Here is a 17317-nt window from a genome sequence, read left to right as displayed (position 1 = left end):
GCTTGCGCGTCAGTTGTAGAAGTCGAGCATTTCGACCGTCACCCAGCCATATTCCCAATTGACAATGAACAGGGCGAAGACGAAGGTCGCGACGATCGTGGTCTGGATCGCGATCCGGCGTGCCGGAAACTGGCCGGGCGCGCCGTCGGCCTGACCCGGCACCCGGTCATGATCTTCCTCGCCGGGCCTGACATTGAACGGCAGCACGAGCAGTGCGCACAGCACCCAGACGAGGAAATAGACCGCAATCGCCGATTGCCAGGCCACGGTACGGTCAGACCTCTACGATCAGCACATCGACGACAGGCTTCTTGCCTGTCCAGCGAGTCGCGGTCCGGCGAACTGCGAGCCTCAGGCTCTCGCGCAGGCCCTCTATATCGCCGGCGCCCTTGCCCGCCGCCTCGGCAGCGGCATCGGCCGCCTCATCGATAAAGGCATCGCGATCTTCCTCGATCGGTACCCCCGAAAGGCGCAGTTGCGGCGCACCGACGAGCTTGCGCCTCGCATCGACCGCGACTGCGACCGAAATCTGGCCATTGAAACCCAGCTTGCGCCGCTCGTTGATCGTGCTGCCATCAGCCGGAAGGATGACATCGCCATCAAGCGCGAGCCGACCGATCGGCGCGTGCCCGACCTTTTCCGGCGTTCCGGGCGCAATGCGAACGATGTCGCCATCGGTCTGCACAAGCGCACGGGGAATTTCATTGGCAAGGCCGAAGCGCGCATGTTCCATCAGATGGCGCATCTCGCCATGGACCGGGATCAGCAATTCGGGGCGAATCCAGCGGTACATCTGCTGCAACTCGGGGCGCCCGGGATGGCCGGACACATGCACATGCGCCTGGCGCTCGGTAATCATCTCGACACCCTTCGCCGCGAGCTGGTTCTGGATTCGCCCGATCGCGACTTCGTTCCCCGGGATTTGCTTCGACGAGAAGATCACGCGGTCGCCGGCGTCGAGAGAGAGCGGGTGCGCTCCGTCGGCAACACGCGCCAGCGCTGCGCGCGGTTCGCCCTGCCCGCCCGTCGCGATTATCATCACGTCCTTGCGCGGCAGCCCCATCGCGGTATCGAAATCGACCGTCTTCGGGAAATCCTTCAGATAGCCGGTTTCCTTCGAAACCCGCAAAATGCGTTCGAGCGAACGCCCTGCGATACACACCGTTCGACCGGCGTCGCGCGCAACTTCGCCGAGGGTCTTCAGTCGCGCAGCGTTGGATGCGAAGGTGGTTACCAGCACACGTCCCGCCGCTTCTTCCACTACCTTGTCGAGGCCCGCCCGAACGCTGGTTTCAGAGCCTGACGCGTCGGCATTGAAAACGTTGGTGGAATCGCACACCAGCGCCAGAACGCCCTCATCGCCGATCGTCGTCAGCATGTCGGCCGTTGCCGGCGAGCCGAGCACCGGCGCGTCGTCGAGTTTCCAGTCGCCGGTGTGGAGTACCCGGCCATAGGGCGTTTCGATCAGGACGGCATTGCCCTCGGGAATCGAGTGCGCAACGGGAACGAAGCGAATTCGGAACGGATCGACATCGAAAGCCTCGCCGGGGTTGATGACGTGCAGATCAACGTCGTCCGCAATCCCTTCCTCTTCCAGCTTGCCCCTCACCAGTCCTGCGGTGAACGGCGTCGCATAGATCGGCACGCCGAGATCGAGCGCGAGATAGGGCAACGCCCCGATATGGTCCTCATGACCATGGGTGATTACGATGCCGGTAAGGCCGTCGAGCTGCTCCTCGATGAACTGCAGATCGGGCAGCAGCACGTCGATGCCCGGATAGGCCGGGTCGGCGAAGGTCACGCCGCAATCTACCATCAGCCAATGGCCCTTACAGCCATAGCAATTGACGTTCATACCGATCTCGCCCGATCCGCCGAGCGCGACAAAAAGCAGTTCGTTTCCTGGAGTCACTCTATCCCTGTCATGGTTGCGAGGATGCGCCGATTCAGCGCGCATTCCCTACATGGGCGCGCGACCACAATAAGGCCAGCCCCTGCAAGGTCAGGTCGGTTTCGACCGCGTCGAAGATATCGGTATGTTTTTCGAACAATATGGCGAGTCCTCCGGTCGCAACGACCTTTACCGGGCGGCCGATCTCCGCCTTCATCCGCGCGGTCAGGCCTTCCATCATCGCGATATAGCCCCAATAGACGCCGATATTCATCTGCTCGACGGTATTTCGGCCGATGACCGAGTCGTTCGCCGGTGCCTCGATCGCGATTCGCGGCAATTTGGCCGCGGCGCTGACCAGCGCATCGATCGAAAGATTGATGCCCGGCGCGATCACGCCGCCCTTATAGGCACCGCGATAGTCGATGACGTCGAACGTGGTGGCCGTCCCGAAATCGATGATGACGAGATCGCCGCCAAACTGTTCGTGCGCGGCGATCATGTTGAGCGCTCGGTCAGCGCCCAGATTCTGCGGTTCCTCGACATCGAGCGCCATGCCCCATCCGGCATCGCCCTGCCCCGCGACAACCGGGTCGACGCCGAAATATTTGGTCGAAAGCACTTCGAGATTGTGAAGCGCGCGCGGTACGACCGTACCGATAATCACGGCATTCACATCGCTGCGCTGATACCCTTCCAGGTGCAGCAACTGGCTTAGCCAGACCGCATATTCGTCGGCGGTTCGCCGCGCATCGGTGGTGATCCGCCAGCGCGTGCGGATTTGGCCGTCCTCGAACAGCGCGAACACGATATTGGTGTTTCCGGCATCGATCGCGAGCAGCACGACCGCATCTCCTTCAGATCAGATCAGGAATATATCACCTGCGTGAATGACACGCCGCTCGCCAGAGGCCAAGCGCAGGATCAGCGCACCATCGCGGTCGAGGCCGTCGAACAGTCCCTCGATGCTGTCGCCATCGCCCGTGCGCGCGGTGAGCGCAGTGCCGACCGGATGCGCCAGTTCCAGCCAGCGCGCGCGCACCGGTCCCAGGCCCTCGCTGCGCCAGCGTCCGAGCCAGCGCGCGAAGCTTTCGGCAAGCGTTTCGGCAAACGGCCCGGGTTCGACCTGCGCTCCCCGCTCGGCGAGTGATGTGGTGGCACGGTCGAGCCCGACCGGGTGATGCGCCAGATTGACACCGAACCCGATCACCACGGCGTTGTCCGCGCGTTCGAGCAGGATACCCGACAGCTTGGCGCCGTCGATCAACAGGTCGTTCGGCCATTTCAGCGTGACCTGCGCGCGGCAATATACCGTGACCGCTTCGGCAAGCGCGACGGCGGCGACCAGCGCAAGCGTCGCCGGAGCCGGGTCGCCGGGCCGTAGCCGAACCAGCGTGCTGGCATAGAGGTTACCGACGGGCGATTCCCACGCCCGCCCCTGACGTCCGCGCCCTGCCGTCTGGCGATCAGCACGGAGCCAGAGGCCCTCGCGCGCACCGCTACGCGCAAGGGCAATCAGATCGGCATTGGTCGATCCCGTCTCCGCGAGCGACTGTATTTCGGGCGTCAGAACAGCGCCCGTGCCGCGGTTGCTGCCCATGCGCCCAGCGCCGGAATCAGCAGATAGCCAAGCGGAGAGATGAACGCGGCGGACAGCGCGATCAACCCGCCCTCGACAACGCTTCCCGTCTTCGGAAAGGCCGGCGCGGCTTCATCGAAATACATCGTCTTGACGATACGCAGATAATAATATGCGCCGATCACCGAGGCGGCGATACCGATCACCGCCAGCGGGAACAGCCCCGCCTGGACCGCGGCGCTGAACACGACGAACTTCGCGTAGAAACCGAACAGCGGCGGGATACCGGCAAGCGAGAACATGAACATCGCAAGCGCCGCAGCAAGTGCGGGACGCGTCTGCGACATCCCCGACAGCGCGGCAATGTCTTCGACCGGTCGTCCTGCCTCGTCGCGCATCTGGAGCACGATCAGGAAGCTGCCCAGCGTCATGGCGATATAGATCGTCATGTATATCAACACCGACGACACGCCCGCCTGCGTCCCGGCGGCAAGGCCAATCAGCGCGAAACCGATATTGTTGATCGACGAATAGGCAAGCAGCCGCTTGATGTTCGACTGGCCGATCGCGGCCACCGCACCGAGCACGATAGAGGCGAGTGCCGCGAAGATGACGATCTGGCGCCACTCGGCCGCCGCCGGCCCCATCGCCTCCACAGCGACGCGAAGCGCCAATCCGATGGCGGCAACCTTCGGCGCGCTCGCGAAGAACGCGGTTACCGGCGTCGGCGCACCTTCATAAACGTCGGGCGTCCACATATGGAACGGCACCGCCGAAATCTTGAACGCCAGCCCCGCGAACACGAACACCAGCCCGAACAGCAGCCCCGTCGAGGTCCCCGCCGCATAGCGCGCGGCGATATCGTCGAACAGCGTCGTGCCGGAGAAACCATAGACCAGCGAGATACCGTAAAGCAGGATGCCGCTCGCCAGAGCGCCGAGCACGAAATATTTCAGCCCCGCCTCTGCCGACCGCGTGTCGCGCCGCATGAAGCTCGCCAGCACATAGGCGGCGAGGCTCTGCAGTTCCAGGCCGACATAAAGCGTCAGCAGGTCGGCGGCCGACACCATGATGCCCATGCCGACTGCCGAGAGCAGGATCAGCACCGGATATTCGGGTTTCAGGTCATCACCGCTCGTCGCGCCGAAGAAGCGCGGGGCGATAATGATCGATACGCCCGCGGCGATATAGATAAGCAGCTTGGCGAACGCCGCAAAAGCGTCGGCGCGATAAAGGCCGTAGAACGCTTCGCCGCCGCTCGAAGCCGGGCCGATAAGCGAGATACCCGCGCCGACAAGCACGGCCACCGCGGCCCAGCTAACGCCGCGCGAAGATCGCTGACCGCCCCATGCGGCGACCATCATCAGCACGAGCGCGCCGATCGACAGCACCACCTCGGGCAGCGTCATGACGAGTTGCGATGCGTAGGACATCAGTGCGCCTCCCCATGGCTTGCTTCTGCGGCATGCGCCTGCGGAGCGCCGGCTGTCGGCAGCGAGTCGCCCTTGGGCTGTGCGCGGTCGATGCGGTGGAGCAGGATCGTCACGTCCTGCCGCATCGGCGCGATGAAGCTTTCGGGATACACGCCCATCCACAGCACAACCGCTGCGATCGGCACGAGAAGCGCCAACTCGCGCTTGCTCAGGTCAGGCATCGCCTTCACGTCGTCCTTGGTCAGTTCGCCGAATACCACGCGGCGATAGAGATAGAGCATGTAACCGGCACCGAGGATGATACCCGTGGTGCACAGCAAGGTGATCGTCGTCGACACCTGATAGGTGCCCATCAGGCTGAGCAGTTCGCCGACGAAGTTGCTGGTGCCCGGCAGGCCGATCGAGGCCATCGTGAACAGCAGGAACAGCACGGCATAGCGCGGCATATTGATGGCGAGGCCGCCATAGCGGTCGATCTCACGCGTGTGCAGCCGGTCGTAGATAACGCCGACGCACAGGAACAGCGCGCCCGAAACCAGACCGTGGCCGAGCATCACCAGCATCGCGCCCTCGATGCCCTGCCGGTTGAACGCGAACAGGCCGATCGTGACGATCGCCATGTGCGCCACCGATGAATAGGCAATCAGCTTCTTCATGTCGCTCTGCACCAGCGCGACGAGCGAAGTGTAGATCACCGCCACCGCCGACAGGCCGAAGATCAGCCAGATGAGCTGCGACGAGGCCTCGGGGAACATCGGCAACGAAAAGCGCAGGAAGCCGTATCCGCCGAGCTTCAGCAGCACGCCGGCCAGAATAACCGACCCCGCGGTCGGCGCCTGAACGTGCGCATCGGGAAGCCAGGTGTGAACCGGCCACATCGGCATCTTCACCGCGAAAGAGGCGAAGAAGGCGAGGAACAGCCAGGTCTGCGCGTGAACCGGGAAGTTGTACGCCATCAGGTCGGGAATGTAGGTCGTGCCTGCCGTCTGGCTCATCCACAGCATCGCGATCAGCATCAGCACCGATCCGAGCAGCGTGTAGAGGAAGAATTTGTAGCTGGCGTAGATGCGGTTCACCCCGCCCCAGATGCCGATGATGAGGAACATCGGAATCAGGCCCGCTTCGAAGAACACGTAGAACAGGAACAGGTCCTGCGCCGCGAACGTACCGATCATCAGCAACTCGGTCAGCAGGAACGCCGCCATATATTCGGGCACGCGGGTCTGGATCGCTTCCCAGCTCGCGCCGATGCAGATCGGCATCAGGAACACCGACAGCATGATCAGGAGCAGCGCAAAACCGTCGATGCCCAGCGCCCAGGAGAAGCTGCCGAACAGCGGACCGCTATTTTCGACGAATTGCCACTGCGCGCCGCCGATGTCGAAATTGGCCCACATGACAATGCCGAGCGCCAGATCGACGAGCGTAGCGGCAAGCGCCAGCCAACGCGCCGACTTTGCGTCGAGAAACAGGCACACGATAGCGGCGACCGCCGGGATCGCGAGCATGACCGAAAGGATAGGAAAACCGTTCATCGCTCTGCCACCCTTACCGCGTGATTGCCCAGGTAACCGCGGCGGTGAGGCCGATCAGCATGACGAATGCATAAGCGTAGACATATCCTGACTGGAGGCGCCCCGCGAGGCGGCTGCCGAAAGAAACAACCGCGGCAGAGCCGTTGGGACCGAAGCGATCGATCGTGCCTTCATCGCCGCGCTTCCAGAAGAAGCGTCCGATGGCGAATGCGGGACGCACGAAGATCGTGTGATAGATCTCGTCGAAATACCATTTGTTGAGCAGGAACCGGTGGAGCACCCGGAACTGGCTGACGAACTGCGCCGGCAAATCCTTGTTGCGGATATACGCATACCACGCGGTGAACAGGCCGATCAGCATCACGACAGTCGCCGCCAGCTTGCCCCATTCCGGAATCTCATGCGCTGCATGCGCAAGATGTTCGTTGAAGAAGATGCTGCCCTTCCAGAAATTCGCTCCCGCCTGCGGGTCGATGAAGAACTGGTGGAAGAACACGCCCGCGAACACCGCGCCCGTCGAAAGGACGATCAGCGGGATCAGCATGTTGATCGGGCTTTCGTGCGGGTGATAGCCGCCGGTACCTTCGGGCAACTGTGCCGGATCGACACCATGCGTCGACGGTTCGTGCCCGGCATCTTCGGCATGCGGATTGTCGGGCACTTCCTGTGACGGGTGCTCGACATGCGCATCTTCGGCTTCATGATGGCCATGCGCTTCGTGGATCGCGTGCTGGACATGTTCCGAATTGGCCCAGCGCGGCTTGCCCCAGAAGGTCAGGAACATCAGGCGCCATGAATAGAAGCTGGTCAGCAGCGCCGCGATGACACCCGCCCAATAGGCCGGATAGCTGCCCGCCGCGAACGCGCTCTCGATGATCGAATCCTTCGAATGGAAACCGGCGAAACCGATATCGACAAAGGGAAGCCCGACGCCGGTAATCGCCAGCGTCCCCGCCATCATCGCCCAGAAGGTGACCGGGATTTCCTTACGCAGCGCGCCGTAATAGCGCATGTCCTGCTCATGGTGCATCGCGTGGATGACCGACCCCGCGCCCAGGAACAGCAGCGCCTTGAAGAAAGCGTGGGTGAACAGGTGGAACATCGCCGCGCCATAGGCGCCGACGCCCGCTGCAAAGAACATATAGCCAAGTTGCGAACAGGTCGAATAGGCGATCACGCGCTTGATGTCGGTCTGAACCGTGCCGATCGTGGCTGCGAAGAAGCAGGTCAGCGCGCCGATAAAGGTCACGAAGCCGAGCGCCGTCGGGCTGGTTTCGAACATCGGCGACAGGCGGCAGACCATGAACACGCCCGCGGTCACCATCGTCGCGGCGTGGATCAGCGCGGAAACCGGCGTCGGGCCTTCCATCGCGTCGGGCAACCAGGTGTGGAGCCCGATCTGCGCCGACTTGCCCATCGCGCCGACGAACAGCAGCAGGCACAGCACGGTCATCGTGTCGTAACGGTGGCCAAGGAACCCGATCGTCGATCCGGCCATGCCGGGCGCCGCCGACAGGATGTCGGGGATCGACACCGTGCCGAACACAAGGAAGGTGCCGAAGATGCCGAGCATGAAGCCAAGATCGCCGACGCGGTTGACGACGAATGCCTTGATCGCGGCGGCGTTGGCGCTCGGCTTCCTGAACCAGAAACCGATCAGCAGGTAGCTGGCGAGGCCGACGCCTTCCCAACCGAAGAACATCTGGATCAGGTTGTTCGCCGTCACGAGCATCAGCATCGCGAAGGTGAACAGCGACAGATAGGCGAAGAAGCGCGGCTGATCCGGGTCCTCTTCCATATAGCCCCAGCTATACAGATGGACGAGCGCGGAGACGGTCGTGACGACCACCAGCATTACCGCGGTCAACGCATCGACACGCAGCGCCCAGGCAACGTCGAGATCACCCGACTGCAGCCAGGTCAGCACCGGCGCGACATAGGGCTCGCTCGTCCCCGACAGGAATCCGATGAAGATCGGCCAGGCGAGGATGCACGCGATGAACAGCGCGCCCGTCGTTACGACCTTCGGCAGCACCGTGCCGAACGCCCTGTTGCTAAGCCCCGCGAAAGCGGCAGCGAGCAGCGGAAGAAATACAATGAACTGGATCGAAGTCACCGAACGATCACCCCTTCATCCGGTTGACGTCATCGACCGCGATCGAGCCGCGGCCACGGAAATAGATCACCAGGATCGCAAGCCCGATCGCCGCCTCACCGGCAGCGACGGTCAACACGAACATGGCGAATACCTGCCCCACCAGATCGTGGAGATAAGCGGAAAAGGCGACCAGGTTCAGGTTCACCGACAGCAGGATCAGCTCGATCGCCATCAGGATGACGATCAGGTTCTTGCGGTTGGCGAAGATGCCGAGCACGCCCATCGTGAACAGGATCGCCGAAACGACGAGATAATGCGTAAGGCCGATCACAGCTCCACCCCCTGCCCCACGGGCGCATCGACGTTGCGGATCGCGTCCTTTGCGCGACGATTGATCTGGCGGCTGATCTTCTGCGGCCGCGCATCCTTGCGCTGGCGATGCGTCAGAACGATGGCGCCGATCATCGCGACGAGCAGCACCAGCCCGGCGCCTTCGAACACGAACAGATAGCGCGTGTAGAGAAGCTCGCCGATCGCCTGGATATTGGGGACCGACGGATCAACGGGCGCAATCGGCTTGGCCAGTTGCAGGCTGCCGGTCCACACGCTGCCGAACGCATAGAACACGATTTCCGCGACCAGCCCCAGCGCAAGCGCAAAGCCGATCCAGAAATATTTGACGAATCCCGCCCGCAGCTCGGCAAAGTCGATGTCGAGCATCATCACGACGAACAGGAACAGCACCGCGACCGCGCCGACATAGACGATGACCAGCAGCATGGCGATGAATTCCGCCCCCACCAGCACCATCAGCCCGGCGGCGTTGAAAAAGGCGAGAATCAGCCACAGCACCGAATGCACCGGGTTGCGGGCCGATATCGTCATGGCGGCGGAAATCAGCACCACCGCGGCGAAAAGGTAAAAGGCGATTGCTTGGATCACAGAATGAACGTGCCCCTTGCGATCCGTTGGCCCTGGGCGTTGGAACCGACGAGCAGGACGCCCGCGAGACCCAAACCGAACGGATAGGAATCAGATGTCACGGCGCGCTTAACGGTACGGCGCGTCGGCGGCAAGGTTCGCCGCAATCGCGCGTTCCCAACGATCGCCATTTTCGAGGAGTTTGTCCTTCTGATAGATCAGCTCCTCGCGCGTTTCCGTCGAAAATTCGAAATTCGGCCCTTCGACGATGGCATCGACCGGGCAGGCCTCCTGACAGAGGCCGCAATAGATGCACTTCGTCATGTCGATGTCGTAGCGCGTCGTGCGGCGCGACCCGTCGTCGCGCGGCTCCGCCTCGATCGTGATGGCAAGCGCCGGACAGATCGCCTCGCACAGCTTGCACGCGATGCAGCGTTCCTCGCCATTGGGATAGCGGCGGAGCGCATGCTCGCCGCGAAAGCGCGGGCTTACCGGATTGTGCTCATAGGGATAGTTGATCGTCGCCTTCGCCTTGAAGAAGTAGCTCAGCGTCTTCAGGTGAGCGCCGATGAACTCCCAGAGCGTGAAGGATCGTATCGTCTGCGCGACACTCATGCGGGAACTCCGAAACGGGTGAACATCAGAAAGCCCGACACCAGGACCACGAAAATCAGGCTGAGCGGCAGGAAGATTTTCCATCCCAGCCGCATAAGCTGGTCATAGCGATAGCGCGGAACCGTCGCCTTCACCCAGCTGAACAGGAAGAAGAAGAACGACATCTTGGCGAGCATCCAGATGATGCCCGGTACGGCGTATAGCGGCGCCCAGTCGAACGGCGGCAGGTAGCCACCCCAGAACAGCACGGCGTTGAGTGCGCACATCAGGATGACGTTGGCATATTCGCCGAGCCAGAAGAGCGCGAAGCTCATCGACGAATATTCGGTCTGATAGCCGGCAACGAGTTCCGATTCGGCCTCGGTCAGGTCGAACGGCGCGCGCTGCGTCTCCGCCAGCGACGAGATGAAGAATACAACCGACATCGGGAACAGCAGCAGGTTGAACCCGAAACCGTTGAAGATGCCGAACCCGTACACCCCGCGCTGCGCCTCGACGATGCCCGTCAGGTTGAACGTGCCCGCCCACAGCACGACCGAGATCAGGACAAAGCCGATCGAGACTTCGTAGCTGACCATCTGCGCCGCCGCGCGGATCGCCGAATAGAAGGGATATTTGGAGTTCGACGCCCAACCCGCGAGGATGATGCCGTACACCCCAAGGCTCGACGCCGCGAGCACGTACAACAGGCCGACATTGATATTGGCGAGCAACACGCCGGCCTGGAACGGGATCACCGCCCACACGATCAGCGCGACCGTGAAGGTGATGATCGGCGCCATCAGGAACAGCACCTTGTTCGAGCTCGACGGGATGATCGTTTCCTGAAGGAATACCTTCAACCCGTCGGCGAACGATTGCAGCAGCCCCAGCGGCCCGACCACATTGGGTCCGCGCCGGAGCGCCATCGCCGCCCAGATCTTGCGGTCGGCATAGATGATCATCGCGACCGCCAGCATCAGCGGCAGAGCGATCACCAGAATGCCGATGATCGTGGCGAGGAACCACGCCCAGCCATGCATCATGCCCAGGGATTCGAACCAGGCGGTCATTCGGCGGCCTCCGCAAAGTCTTCGCCATGCACGAGTTCGGCCGAACAGCGCTGCATCGTCGGGCTGGCGCGGCAAATGGCGTTGGTCAGGTAGAAATCGGCGATCGGATAGGCGACCTCACCCTCGCTCTTCTTGTCGAGCGCGGGCGGGTTCCATTCGAACGTCATCAGGCCTTCGTTCGCGAGCGCGGGAGCATCCGCCGCCATCTGCGCACGCAATTCCTCGAACGTGTCGAACGGCAACGTGTGGCCCAGCTTTTCGGACAGTGCGCGCAGGATCGTCCAGTCCTCGCGCGCATCGCCCGGCGCGAACACCGCGCGGTCGCCGCGCTGCACGCGCCCTTCCAGGTTCACATATGTGCCCGGCTTCTCGGCATAGCTTGCGCCCGGCAGAATGACGTCGGCGGCATGCGCGCCGACATCGCCGTGATGGCCGATATAGACCTTGAAGCTGTCGGCGAAGCGCGAATAGTCGACTTCGTCGGCGCCAAGGAAGAAGGCGAGCTTGGGCCTGGCCGCAACGATATCGCCGATTCCGCCCGGCTGCGCATAGCCGAGCATCAGCCCGCCCATCCGCGCCGCCGACATGTGCAGCACGTTGAAGCCGTTCCACTTCGTGCCGTCCTCCAGCTCGCGAACGAGCTTGAGCGACTTGGCGAGCGCCAGCGCACCGCCATGGCCGCCGGCAAGCGCCGCACCGCCGACGATGACCACCGGCTTCTCTGCATCCTTGAACGCATCCTTCACCGCCTTGGGCAGCTTGCCCAGCAGCGACAGATCGTTGCCCAGCCATTCGACCTTGTAGGTCAGATCGGTTTCGGGACCGATGCCGAAGACCTTCGCACCGCGCTTGCGGATCGCCTTGCGGATGCGCGTATTGACCAGCGGTGCTTCCCAGCGAACATTCGATCCGACGATCAGGATCGCATCGGCCTCTTCAAGCCGCGCGATGGTGGTGTTGAAATTTACGGCCGACAGGCTGGAGACATCATAGTCCATGCCCGTCTGCCGCCCCTCGATCAGCGAGGAGCCCATATCCTTCACCAGCGCCTTGGCCGCGAACATCGTCTCGCAATCGACAAGGTCACCGGCGATCGCGGCGACGCTCGATCCGGCATTAACCGCGGCGATCGCATCGAACGCCTCTTCCCACGTCGCCGGATGCAGCTTGCCGTCGCGGCGGACATAAGGCTTGTCGAGACGGCGCCGGACGAGCCCGTCGACCGCGTGGCGGGTCTTGTCGCTCGCCCACTCCTCGTTGACCTCGTCATTGACGCGCGGCAGCGAACGCAACACCTGCCGACCGCGACTGTCGAGGCGGACATTGGTGCCGACCGCGTCCATCACGTCGATGGCAAGCGTCTTTTTCAGCTCCCACGGCCGCGCCTCGAACGCATAGGGCTTCGACGTCAGCGCGCCGACCGGGCACAGATCGACGACATTGCCCGAAAGCTCGCTCGTCACCGCCTCTTCGAGATAGCTGGTGATCTGCATGTCCTCGCCGCGATAGATCGCGCCGATCTCCTCGACACCCGCGACTTCCTCGGCAAAGCGCACGCAGCGGGTGCAATGGATGCACCGGGTCATGATCGTCTTGACGATCGGCCCCATATATTTCTCGGTGACCGCGCGCTTGTTCTCGTCATAGCGCGACCAGCCCTTGCCATATGCCATGGCCTGGTCCTGCAGGTCGCATTCACCGCCCTGGTCGCAGATCGGGCAGTCGAGCGGATGGTTGATGAGAAGGAATTCCATCACGCCTTCGCGCGCCGCCTTCACCATGGGCGAATCGGTGCGGATTTCCTGCCCTTCATTCGCGGGCAGCGCGCACGAAGCCTGCGGCTTGGGCGGCCCCGGCTTCACCTCGACAAGGCACATGCGGCAATTGCCGGCGATCGACAGCCGCTCATGATAGCAGAAGCGCGGGATCTCCTTGCCGGCAAGCTCACACGCCTGCAGCACGGTCGCCCCCTGCGGGACTTCGATCTCGGTTCCGTCTACGGTTACCTTGGGCATTATCGATTCATTCCATCGGTCGTATTCTGTCGGTGCATTTTCATGCGCCGGCTTCCAGCGTTCGGAAGGCTGCGGTAGCAAGCATCGCGCGCTCACCCGCCGCGCTGATGTTCAGCGGCGCGATCATCCGGCTGCAGGCATGGAGCGCCGGAGCAAGTGCCTCGATCGCATCGCTCTCGTTCACAGTCGCGACCTTCGTGTCGAACAGGGCGGCAGCTCGGTCGGGCGCCGAGCGCACTACACAGGCCGCGACCTTGTCACTGGGGGAAAAGGCCGGCGTCTCGGGTCCGGCAGCCGCCTTCGCGAAACGCACGTTGAGCGGCTGCGAACCCTTTTCAATCAGCCGTTCAGCGATCGCGCCGGCGAATAGCAGGTTGCTCGACTTCAGCTTTCCATATTTGCGGAAGCAATATCCATTGTTGCGTGCCAGCACCTTCAGCGAGGCCTGATAAGCCGGGCTGCGAAAGTCCTGACGCAACGTCTCGGCGGACTTTTCCGGGCTTTGATCCGCGACGCAAGCACCGAAATCCTGCACCGTTTGACGCGCTTCGGGCGATGCACTCGACTGATCACGCGCATCCGCCGAGGACAGTGTGGCAGCGAAAACTGCGACCGAGCATAGGGTAGCGACCAGCCTCACTCTGCAGCCTCCATCATCGGTTCGGTGCCGCCACCGCGCTTTTCGGTGATGCGGCGCTCAAGCTCGGGGCGGAAATGGCGGATCAGGCCCTGGATCGGCCATGCCGCAGCATCGCCGAGCGCGCAGATGGTGTGGCCTTCGACCTGCTTGGTCACCTCGAACAGCGTATCGATTTCAGAAATATCCGCGTCGCCGGTGCGCAGCCGCTCCATCACGCGCCACATCCAGCCGGTGCCTTCGCGGCACGGTGTGCACTGGCCGCAGCTTTCGTGCTTGTAGAAATAGCTGATCCGGCTGATCGCCTGAACGATGTCGGTGGACTTGTCCATGACGATGACGGCAGCGGTGCCGAGGCCCGATTTGAGGTCCTTCAGCCCGTCGAAATCCATCGGGCAGTCCATGATCTGCTCGGCCGGGACCAGCGGGACCGACGATCCGCCCGGAATGACCGCGAGCAGATTGTCCCAGCCGCCCCTGATCCCACCGCAATGCGTCTCGATCAGTTCGCGGAAGGGAATGCTCATCGCCTCTTCGACGACGCACGGCCGCTCGACATGGCCCGAGATCTGGAAGAGCTTGGTGCCCTTGTTGTTCTCGCGCCCGAAGCTCGCGAACCATTCGGGTCCGCGCCGCAGGATCGTCGGGACGACCGCGATCGATTCGACATTGTTGACCGTCGTCGGGCAGCCATACAGCCCCGCGCCCGCCGGGAACGGCGGCTTCAGCCGCGGTTGCCCCTTCTTGCCCTCGAGGCTTTCGAGCATCGCGGTCTCTTCGCCGCAGATATAGGCGCCCGCGCCGCGGTGGCAGAACACGTCGAAATCATAGCCCGAACCGCACGCATTCTTGCCGATCAGCCCCTTGTCATAGGCTTCGGCGATCGCGGCGAAGAGAACCTCCGCTTCGCGGATATATTCGCCGCGGATATAGATATATGCCGCCCGCGCGCGCATCGCGAAACCGGCGACCAGCGCGCCTTCGATCAGCTTGTGCGGATCGTGGCGAATGATCTCGCGGTCCTTGCACGAGCCGGGTTCGGATTCGTCGGCATTGATGACGAGGAAGTTCGGCCGGTCGGGCTTCGGCTCCTTGGGCATGAAGCCCCATTTGACACCGGTGGGGAAGCCCGCGCCGCCGCGCCCGCGAAGCCCCGAGGCCTTGACGCGGTCGATGATCGTGTCCTGCCCGATTTCGAGCAGCTTCTTCGTATCGTCCCAATCGCCGCGCTTCACCGCAGCATCGAGGTTCCACGGCTGATAACCGTAGAGATTGGTAAAGATGCGGTCCTTGTCGGCGAGCATCTAGCGTCCCTTCCCGATCAGCTTTTCGGCGAAGAAATAGGCGACCACGGCAAGGCCCAGCCCAACCGCGAACACGATCAGACCCAGCGCGATCTTGAGCACCAGGACCAACAGCACGATGGCTAGGATGCCGATGGCGAGCGCGATCAGCAGGTTCATGCCCATTCCCCGCGATAGTCGTGATTTTCCTCGACCATGTCCTTGAGCGTCGTCGGCCCGCCGACGGGCTCGCTGGTCTGGCGGCCCGGCTCCTGCGTGCCCGTCTTGGGCTGCTTGCCCTCGGCCAGCGCATCGAGCACGGCGACGGTGCGCTCGTAATCGAGGTCTTCGTAATTGTCGTCGTTGATCTGGACCATCGGCGCGGTCGCGCAATTGCCCATGCACTCGACTTCGGTCAGCGTCCACATGCCGTCCTCGGTCGTGTGGCCCTTCTTCATGCCCTTCGACGCGCAGGCGCGGAACACCTCGTCCGATCCGCGCAGCCAGCACGGCGTCGTGCCGCATACCTGCACATGGTATTTACCGACCGGCACCAGGTTGAACATGGTGTAGAAGGTCGCGACTTCGAGCACGCGGACATAGGGCAGATCGAGTTCGCGCGCGACGAACTCGATGACCGGAATGGGCAGCCACCCTTGCGTGTTCGTCTCCACACCCACCTGCCGCTGGGCAAGGTCGAGAAACGGTATCGTACAAGATTGCTGCCGTCCTTCGGGATAGCGCGCCAGCACTTCCTTCGCCTTGGCGGCATTTTCCTCGGTCCACGCGAAAGCGCCCCAGCGCTCGCGGATTTCCGGCGTATCGGGGATGGTTTTAGCGGCCATTGCGTTCACACTTCCCGTTCTTGCGGCGGCGCGCAATGATGGACACCCAGATCGGCGTGAAGATGGCGACCATGATCGCGAGAGACACTCCGTGATTCTTGCTCGGCGTCGCGTCGTGCGGAGCGACGAAGGGCACCAGCAATCCCGTCGCCGCGAAAATCAGCGCCGCCAAGGCAATCAAGATCGTCTTGCGCTGGCTCACCGGTCACACTCCCCGAACACGATATCCATCGCGCCCAGAATGGCGGTGGTGTCGGCGAGCATGTGCCCCTTCGACATGAAATCCATCGCCTGCAAATGGCTGAATGCCGTCGGGCGGATCTTGCAGCGATAGGGTTTGTTCGATCCGTCGCTGACCATGTAGATGCCGAATTCGCCCTTCGGCGCCTCGGTCGCGACATACACCTCGCCCTCGGGCACGTGATAGCCCTCGGTATAGAGCTTGAAGTGATGGATCAGCGCTTCCATCGAGTGCTTCATCTCGCCGCGCTTGGGCGGGCCGACCTTGCGGTCCATCGTCATGATCGGACCTTCGGGCATTTCGGCCAGGCACTGCTTCATGATGCGCGCCGACTGATAGACCTCTTCGACGCGGACCATGAAACGATCATAGCAATCGCCATTGGTGCCGACGGGAATTTCGAAATCCATCCGGTCGTACACGTCATAGGGCTGCGACTTGCGGATATCCCAGGGGATGCCGGCCGCGCGGATCATCGGACCCGAAAAGCCCCATTTGATCGCGTCGTCGCGGCTGACGACCGCGATATCGACGTTGCGCTGCTTGAAAATCCGGTTTTCCGCGACCAGGCTGATGGCATCGCCGAACAGCTTGGGCAGCCGCGTATCGAGCCAGTCGCCGATATCGGTGAGCAGCTTCAGCGGCACGTCCTGATGGACGCCGCCGACGCGGAAATAGTTCGAGTGCATCCGCGCGCCGCTCGCGCGTTCGAAGAAGTTCATGCAGTCTTCGCGAATCTCGAACATCCACAGGTTCGGCGTCATCGCGCCGACGTCCATGACGTGGCTGCCGAGGTTGAGCATGTGGTTCGAAATGCGCGTCAGCTCTGCGAAGAACACGCGCAGATACTGCGCACGCAGCGGCACCTCGAGGTCGAGCAGCTTCTCGACCGCCAGCACGAAGCTGTGCTCCATGCACAGCGGCGAACAGTAATCGAGGCGGTCCATATAGGGGAGCGCCTGCGCATAGGTCTTGTACTCGATCAGCTTTTCGGTGCCGCGGTGGAGCAGGCCGATATGCGGATCGACGCGCTCTACGATTTCACCGTCCAGCTCCATGACGAGGCGCAGAACGCCGTGCGCCGCTGGATGCTGCGGCCCGAAATTGATCGTGTAGTTCTGGATCTCGACATCGCCCGTGGTCGGGTCGGGCGACTGCTGCTGAACCATTTC

The 17317-nt window shown here is 62.6% G+C and carries 18 protein-coding genes; all 18 read right to left on the bottom strand.

Features of this window, described 5'->3' with window-relative positions; all coding sequences use genetic code 11:
* Window positions 1-9: 9 nt before the first annotated feature.
* The 18 genes from J7S20_RS03055 to J7S20_RS02970 all read right to left on the bottom strand — a co-directional run bounded on the left by J7S20_RS03055 (window position 10) and on the right by J7S20_RS02970 (window position 17314).
* Entirely contained in the window at window positions 10-267 is a 258-nt protein-coding gene (locus tag J7S20_RS03055) for a DUF1467 family protein (protein WP_284052754.1), read from the bottom strand.
* A gap of 7 nt (window positions 268-274) precedes the next feature.
* Window positions 275-1912, bottom strand: a complete 1638-nt coding sequence (locus J7S20_RS03050) for a ribonuclease J (protein ID WP_284052753.1) — start codon at window positions 1910-1912, stop codon at window positions 275-277.
* A 34-nt stretch (window positions 1913-1946) separates the two neighbouring features.
* Window positions 1947-2735, bottom strand: coding sequence for a type III pantothenate kinase (locus J7S20_RS03045; RefSeq protein WP_284052752.1), 789 nt, complete (start codon window positions 2733-2735; stop codon window positions 1947-1949).
* A gap of 18 nt (window positions 2736-2753) precedes the next feature.
* Window positions 2754-3491, bottom strand: coding sequence for a biotin--[acetyl-CoA-carboxylase] ligase (locus J7S20_RS03040; RefSeq protein WP_284052751.1), 738 nt, complete (start codon window positions 3489-3491; stop codon window positions 2754-2756).
* Window positions 3458-4903, bottom strand: a complete 1446-nt coding sequence (nuoN, locus tag J7S20_RS03035) for an NADH-quinone oxidoreductase subunit NuoN (protein ID WP_284052750.1) — start codon at window positions 4901-4903, stop codon at window positions 3458-3460. Before nuoN ends, J7S20_RS03040 begins: the two co-directional genes overlap by 34 nt.
* A complete protein-coding gene (locus tag J7S20_RS03030; RefSeq protein ID WP_284052749.1) occupies window positions 4903-6438 on the bottom strand; it encodes an NADH-quinone oxidoreductase subunit M in 1536 nt (511 codons plus the stop codon). The genes nuoN and J7S20_RS03030 overlap by 1 nt, the downstream gene beginning before the upstream one ends.
* Window positions 6439-6451: 13 nt before the next feature.
* Window positions 6452-8554: an NADH-quinone oxidoreductase subunit L gene (gene nuoL, locus J7S20_RS03025; protein ID WP_284052748.1), complete on the bottom strand. Its 2103-nt coding sequence runs from the start codon at window positions 8552-8554 to the stop codon at window positions 6452-6454.
* A 7-nt stretch (window positions 8555-8561) separates the two neighbouring features.
* Window positions 8562-8867 (bottom strand): NADH-quinone oxidoreductase subunit NuoK, encoded by a 306-nt coding sequence (gene nuoK, locus J7S20_RS03020; protein ID WP_284052747.1) that lies wholly within the window; start codon window positions 8865-8867, stop codon window positions 8562-8564.
* Window positions 8864-9478, bottom strand: a complete 615-nt coding sequence (locus J7S20_RS03015; RefSeq protein WP_284052746.1) for an NADH-quinone oxidoreductase subunit J — start codon at window positions 9476-9478, stop codon at window positions 8864-8866. The genes nuoK and J7S20_RS03015 overlap by 4 nt, the downstream gene beginning before the upstream one ends.
* A gap of 108 nt (window positions 9479-9586) precedes the next feature.
* Entirely contained in the window at window positions 9587-10072 is a 486-nt protein-coding gene (nuoI, locus tag J7S20_RS03010) for an NADH-quinone oxidoreductase subunit NuoI (RefSeq protein ID WP_284052745.1), read from the bottom strand.
* Window positions 10069-11124, bottom strand: coding sequence for an NADH-quinone oxidoreductase subunit NuoH (gene nuoH / locus J7S20_RS03005; protein WP_284052744.1), 1056 nt, complete (start codon window positions 11122-11124; stop codon window positions 10069-10071). Before nuoH ends, nuoI begins: the two co-directional genes overlap by 4 nt.
* Window positions 11121-13139: an NADH-quinone oxidoreductase subunit NuoG gene (gene nuoG, locus J7S20_RS03000; protein WP_284052743.1), complete on the bottom strand. Its 2019-nt coding sequence runs from the start codon at window positions 13137-13139 to the stop codon at window positions 11121-11123. Before nuoG ends, nuoH begins: the two co-directional genes overlap by 4 nt.
* 40 nt (window positions 13140-13179) lie before the next feature.
* Window positions 13180-13779: a hypothetical protein gene (locus tag J7S20_RS02995; RefSeq protein WP_284052742.1), complete on the bottom strand. Its 600-nt coding sequence runs from the start codon at window positions 13777-13779 to the stop codon at window positions 13180-13182.
* Complete coding sequence (gene nuoF, locus J7S20_RS02990; RefSeq protein WP_284052741.1) at window positions 13776-15080, bottom strand: NADH-quinone oxidoreductase subunit NuoF; 1305 nt, start codon at window positions 15078-15080, stop codon at window positions 13776-13778. Before nuoF ends, J7S20_RS02995 begins: the two co-directional genes overlap by 4 nt.
* Window positions 15081-15239: a hypothetical protein gene (locus J7S20_RS02985; protein ID WP_284052740.1), complete on the bottom strand. Its 159-nt coding sequence runs from the start codon at window positions 15237-15239 to the stop codon at window positions 15081-15083. It lies immediately after the preceding gene.
* A complete protein-coding gene (locus J7S20_RS02980) occupies window positions 15236-15904 on the bottom strand; it encodes a complex I 24 kDa subunit family protein (RefSeq protein WP_284052739.1) in 669 nt (222 codons plus the stop codon). The genes J7S20_RS02985 and J7S20_RS02980 overlap by 4 nt, the downstream gene beginning before the upstream one ends.
* A complete protein-coding gene (locus tag J7S20_RS02975) occupies window positions 15894-16106 on the bottom strand; it encodes a hypothetical protein (protein ID WP_284052738.1) in 213 nt (70 codons plus the stop codon). The genes J7S20_RS02980 and J7S20_RS02975 overlap by 11 nt, the downstream gene beginning before the upstream one ends.
* Complete coding sequence (locus J7S20_RS02970; protein ID WP_284053387.1) at window positions 16103-17314, bottom strand: NADH-quinone oxidoreductase subunit D; 1212 nt, start codon at window positions 17312-17314, stop codon at window positions 16103-16105. Before J7S20_RS02970 ends, J7S20_RS02975 begins: the two co-directional genes overlap by 4 nt.
* Between the last annotated feature and the right edge of the window lie 3 nt (window positions 17315-17317).

It is taken from the genome of Stakelama marina, from assembly GCF_018122655.1.
Lineage (GTDB): Bacteria > Pseudomonadota > Alphaproteobacteria > Sphingomonadales > Sphingomonadaceae > Sphingomonas > Sphingomonas marina.
The sequence above is the reverse complement of the archived record's forward strand: the minus strand, read 5'-3'. Positions and strand labels throughout refer to the sequence as shown.

Bases quoted from the DNA above. Each gene is read 5' to 3' on its own strand.
- J7S20_RS03040 (WP_284052751.1), bottom strand. From the start codon at position 3,491: ATGGGCAGCAACCGCGGCACGGGCGCTGTTCTGACGCCCGAAATACAG.
- nuoN (WP_284052750.1), bottom strand. From the start codon at position 4,903: ATGTCCTACGCATCGCAACTCGTCATGACGCTGCCCGAGGTGGTGCTG.
- J7S20_RS03030 (WP_284052749.1), bottom strand. From the start codon at position 6,438: ATGAACGGTTTTCCTATCCTTTCGGTCATGCTCGCGATCCCGGCGGTC.
- nuoI (WP_284052745.1), bottom strand. From the start codon at position 10,072: ATGAGTGTCGCGCAGACGATACGATCCTTCACGCTCTGGGAGTTCATC.
- nuoH (WP_284052744.1), bottom strand. From the start codon at position 11,124: ATGACCGCCTGGTTCGAATCCCTGGGCATGATGCATGGCTGGGCGTGG.
- nuoG (WP_284052743.1), bottom strand. From the start codon at position 13,139: ATGCCCAAGGTAACCGTAGACGGAACCGAGATCGAAGTCCCGCAGGGG.
- nuoF (WP_284052741.1), bottom strand. From the start codon at position 15,080: ATGCTCGCCGACAAGGACCGCATCTTTACCAATCTCTACGGTTATCAG.
- J7S20_RS02985 (WP_284052740.1), bottom strand. From the start codon at position 15,239: ATGAACCTGCTGATCGCGCTCGCCATCGGCATCCTAGCCATCGTGCTG.
- J7S20_RS02980 (WP_284052739.1), bottom strand. From the start codon at position 15,904: ATGGCCGCTAAAACCATCCCCGATACGCCGGAAATCCGCGAGCGCTGG.
- J7S20_RS02970 (WP_284053387.1), bottom strand. From the start codon at position 17,314: ATGGTTCAGCAGCAGTCGCCCGACCCGACCACGGGCGATGTCGAGATC.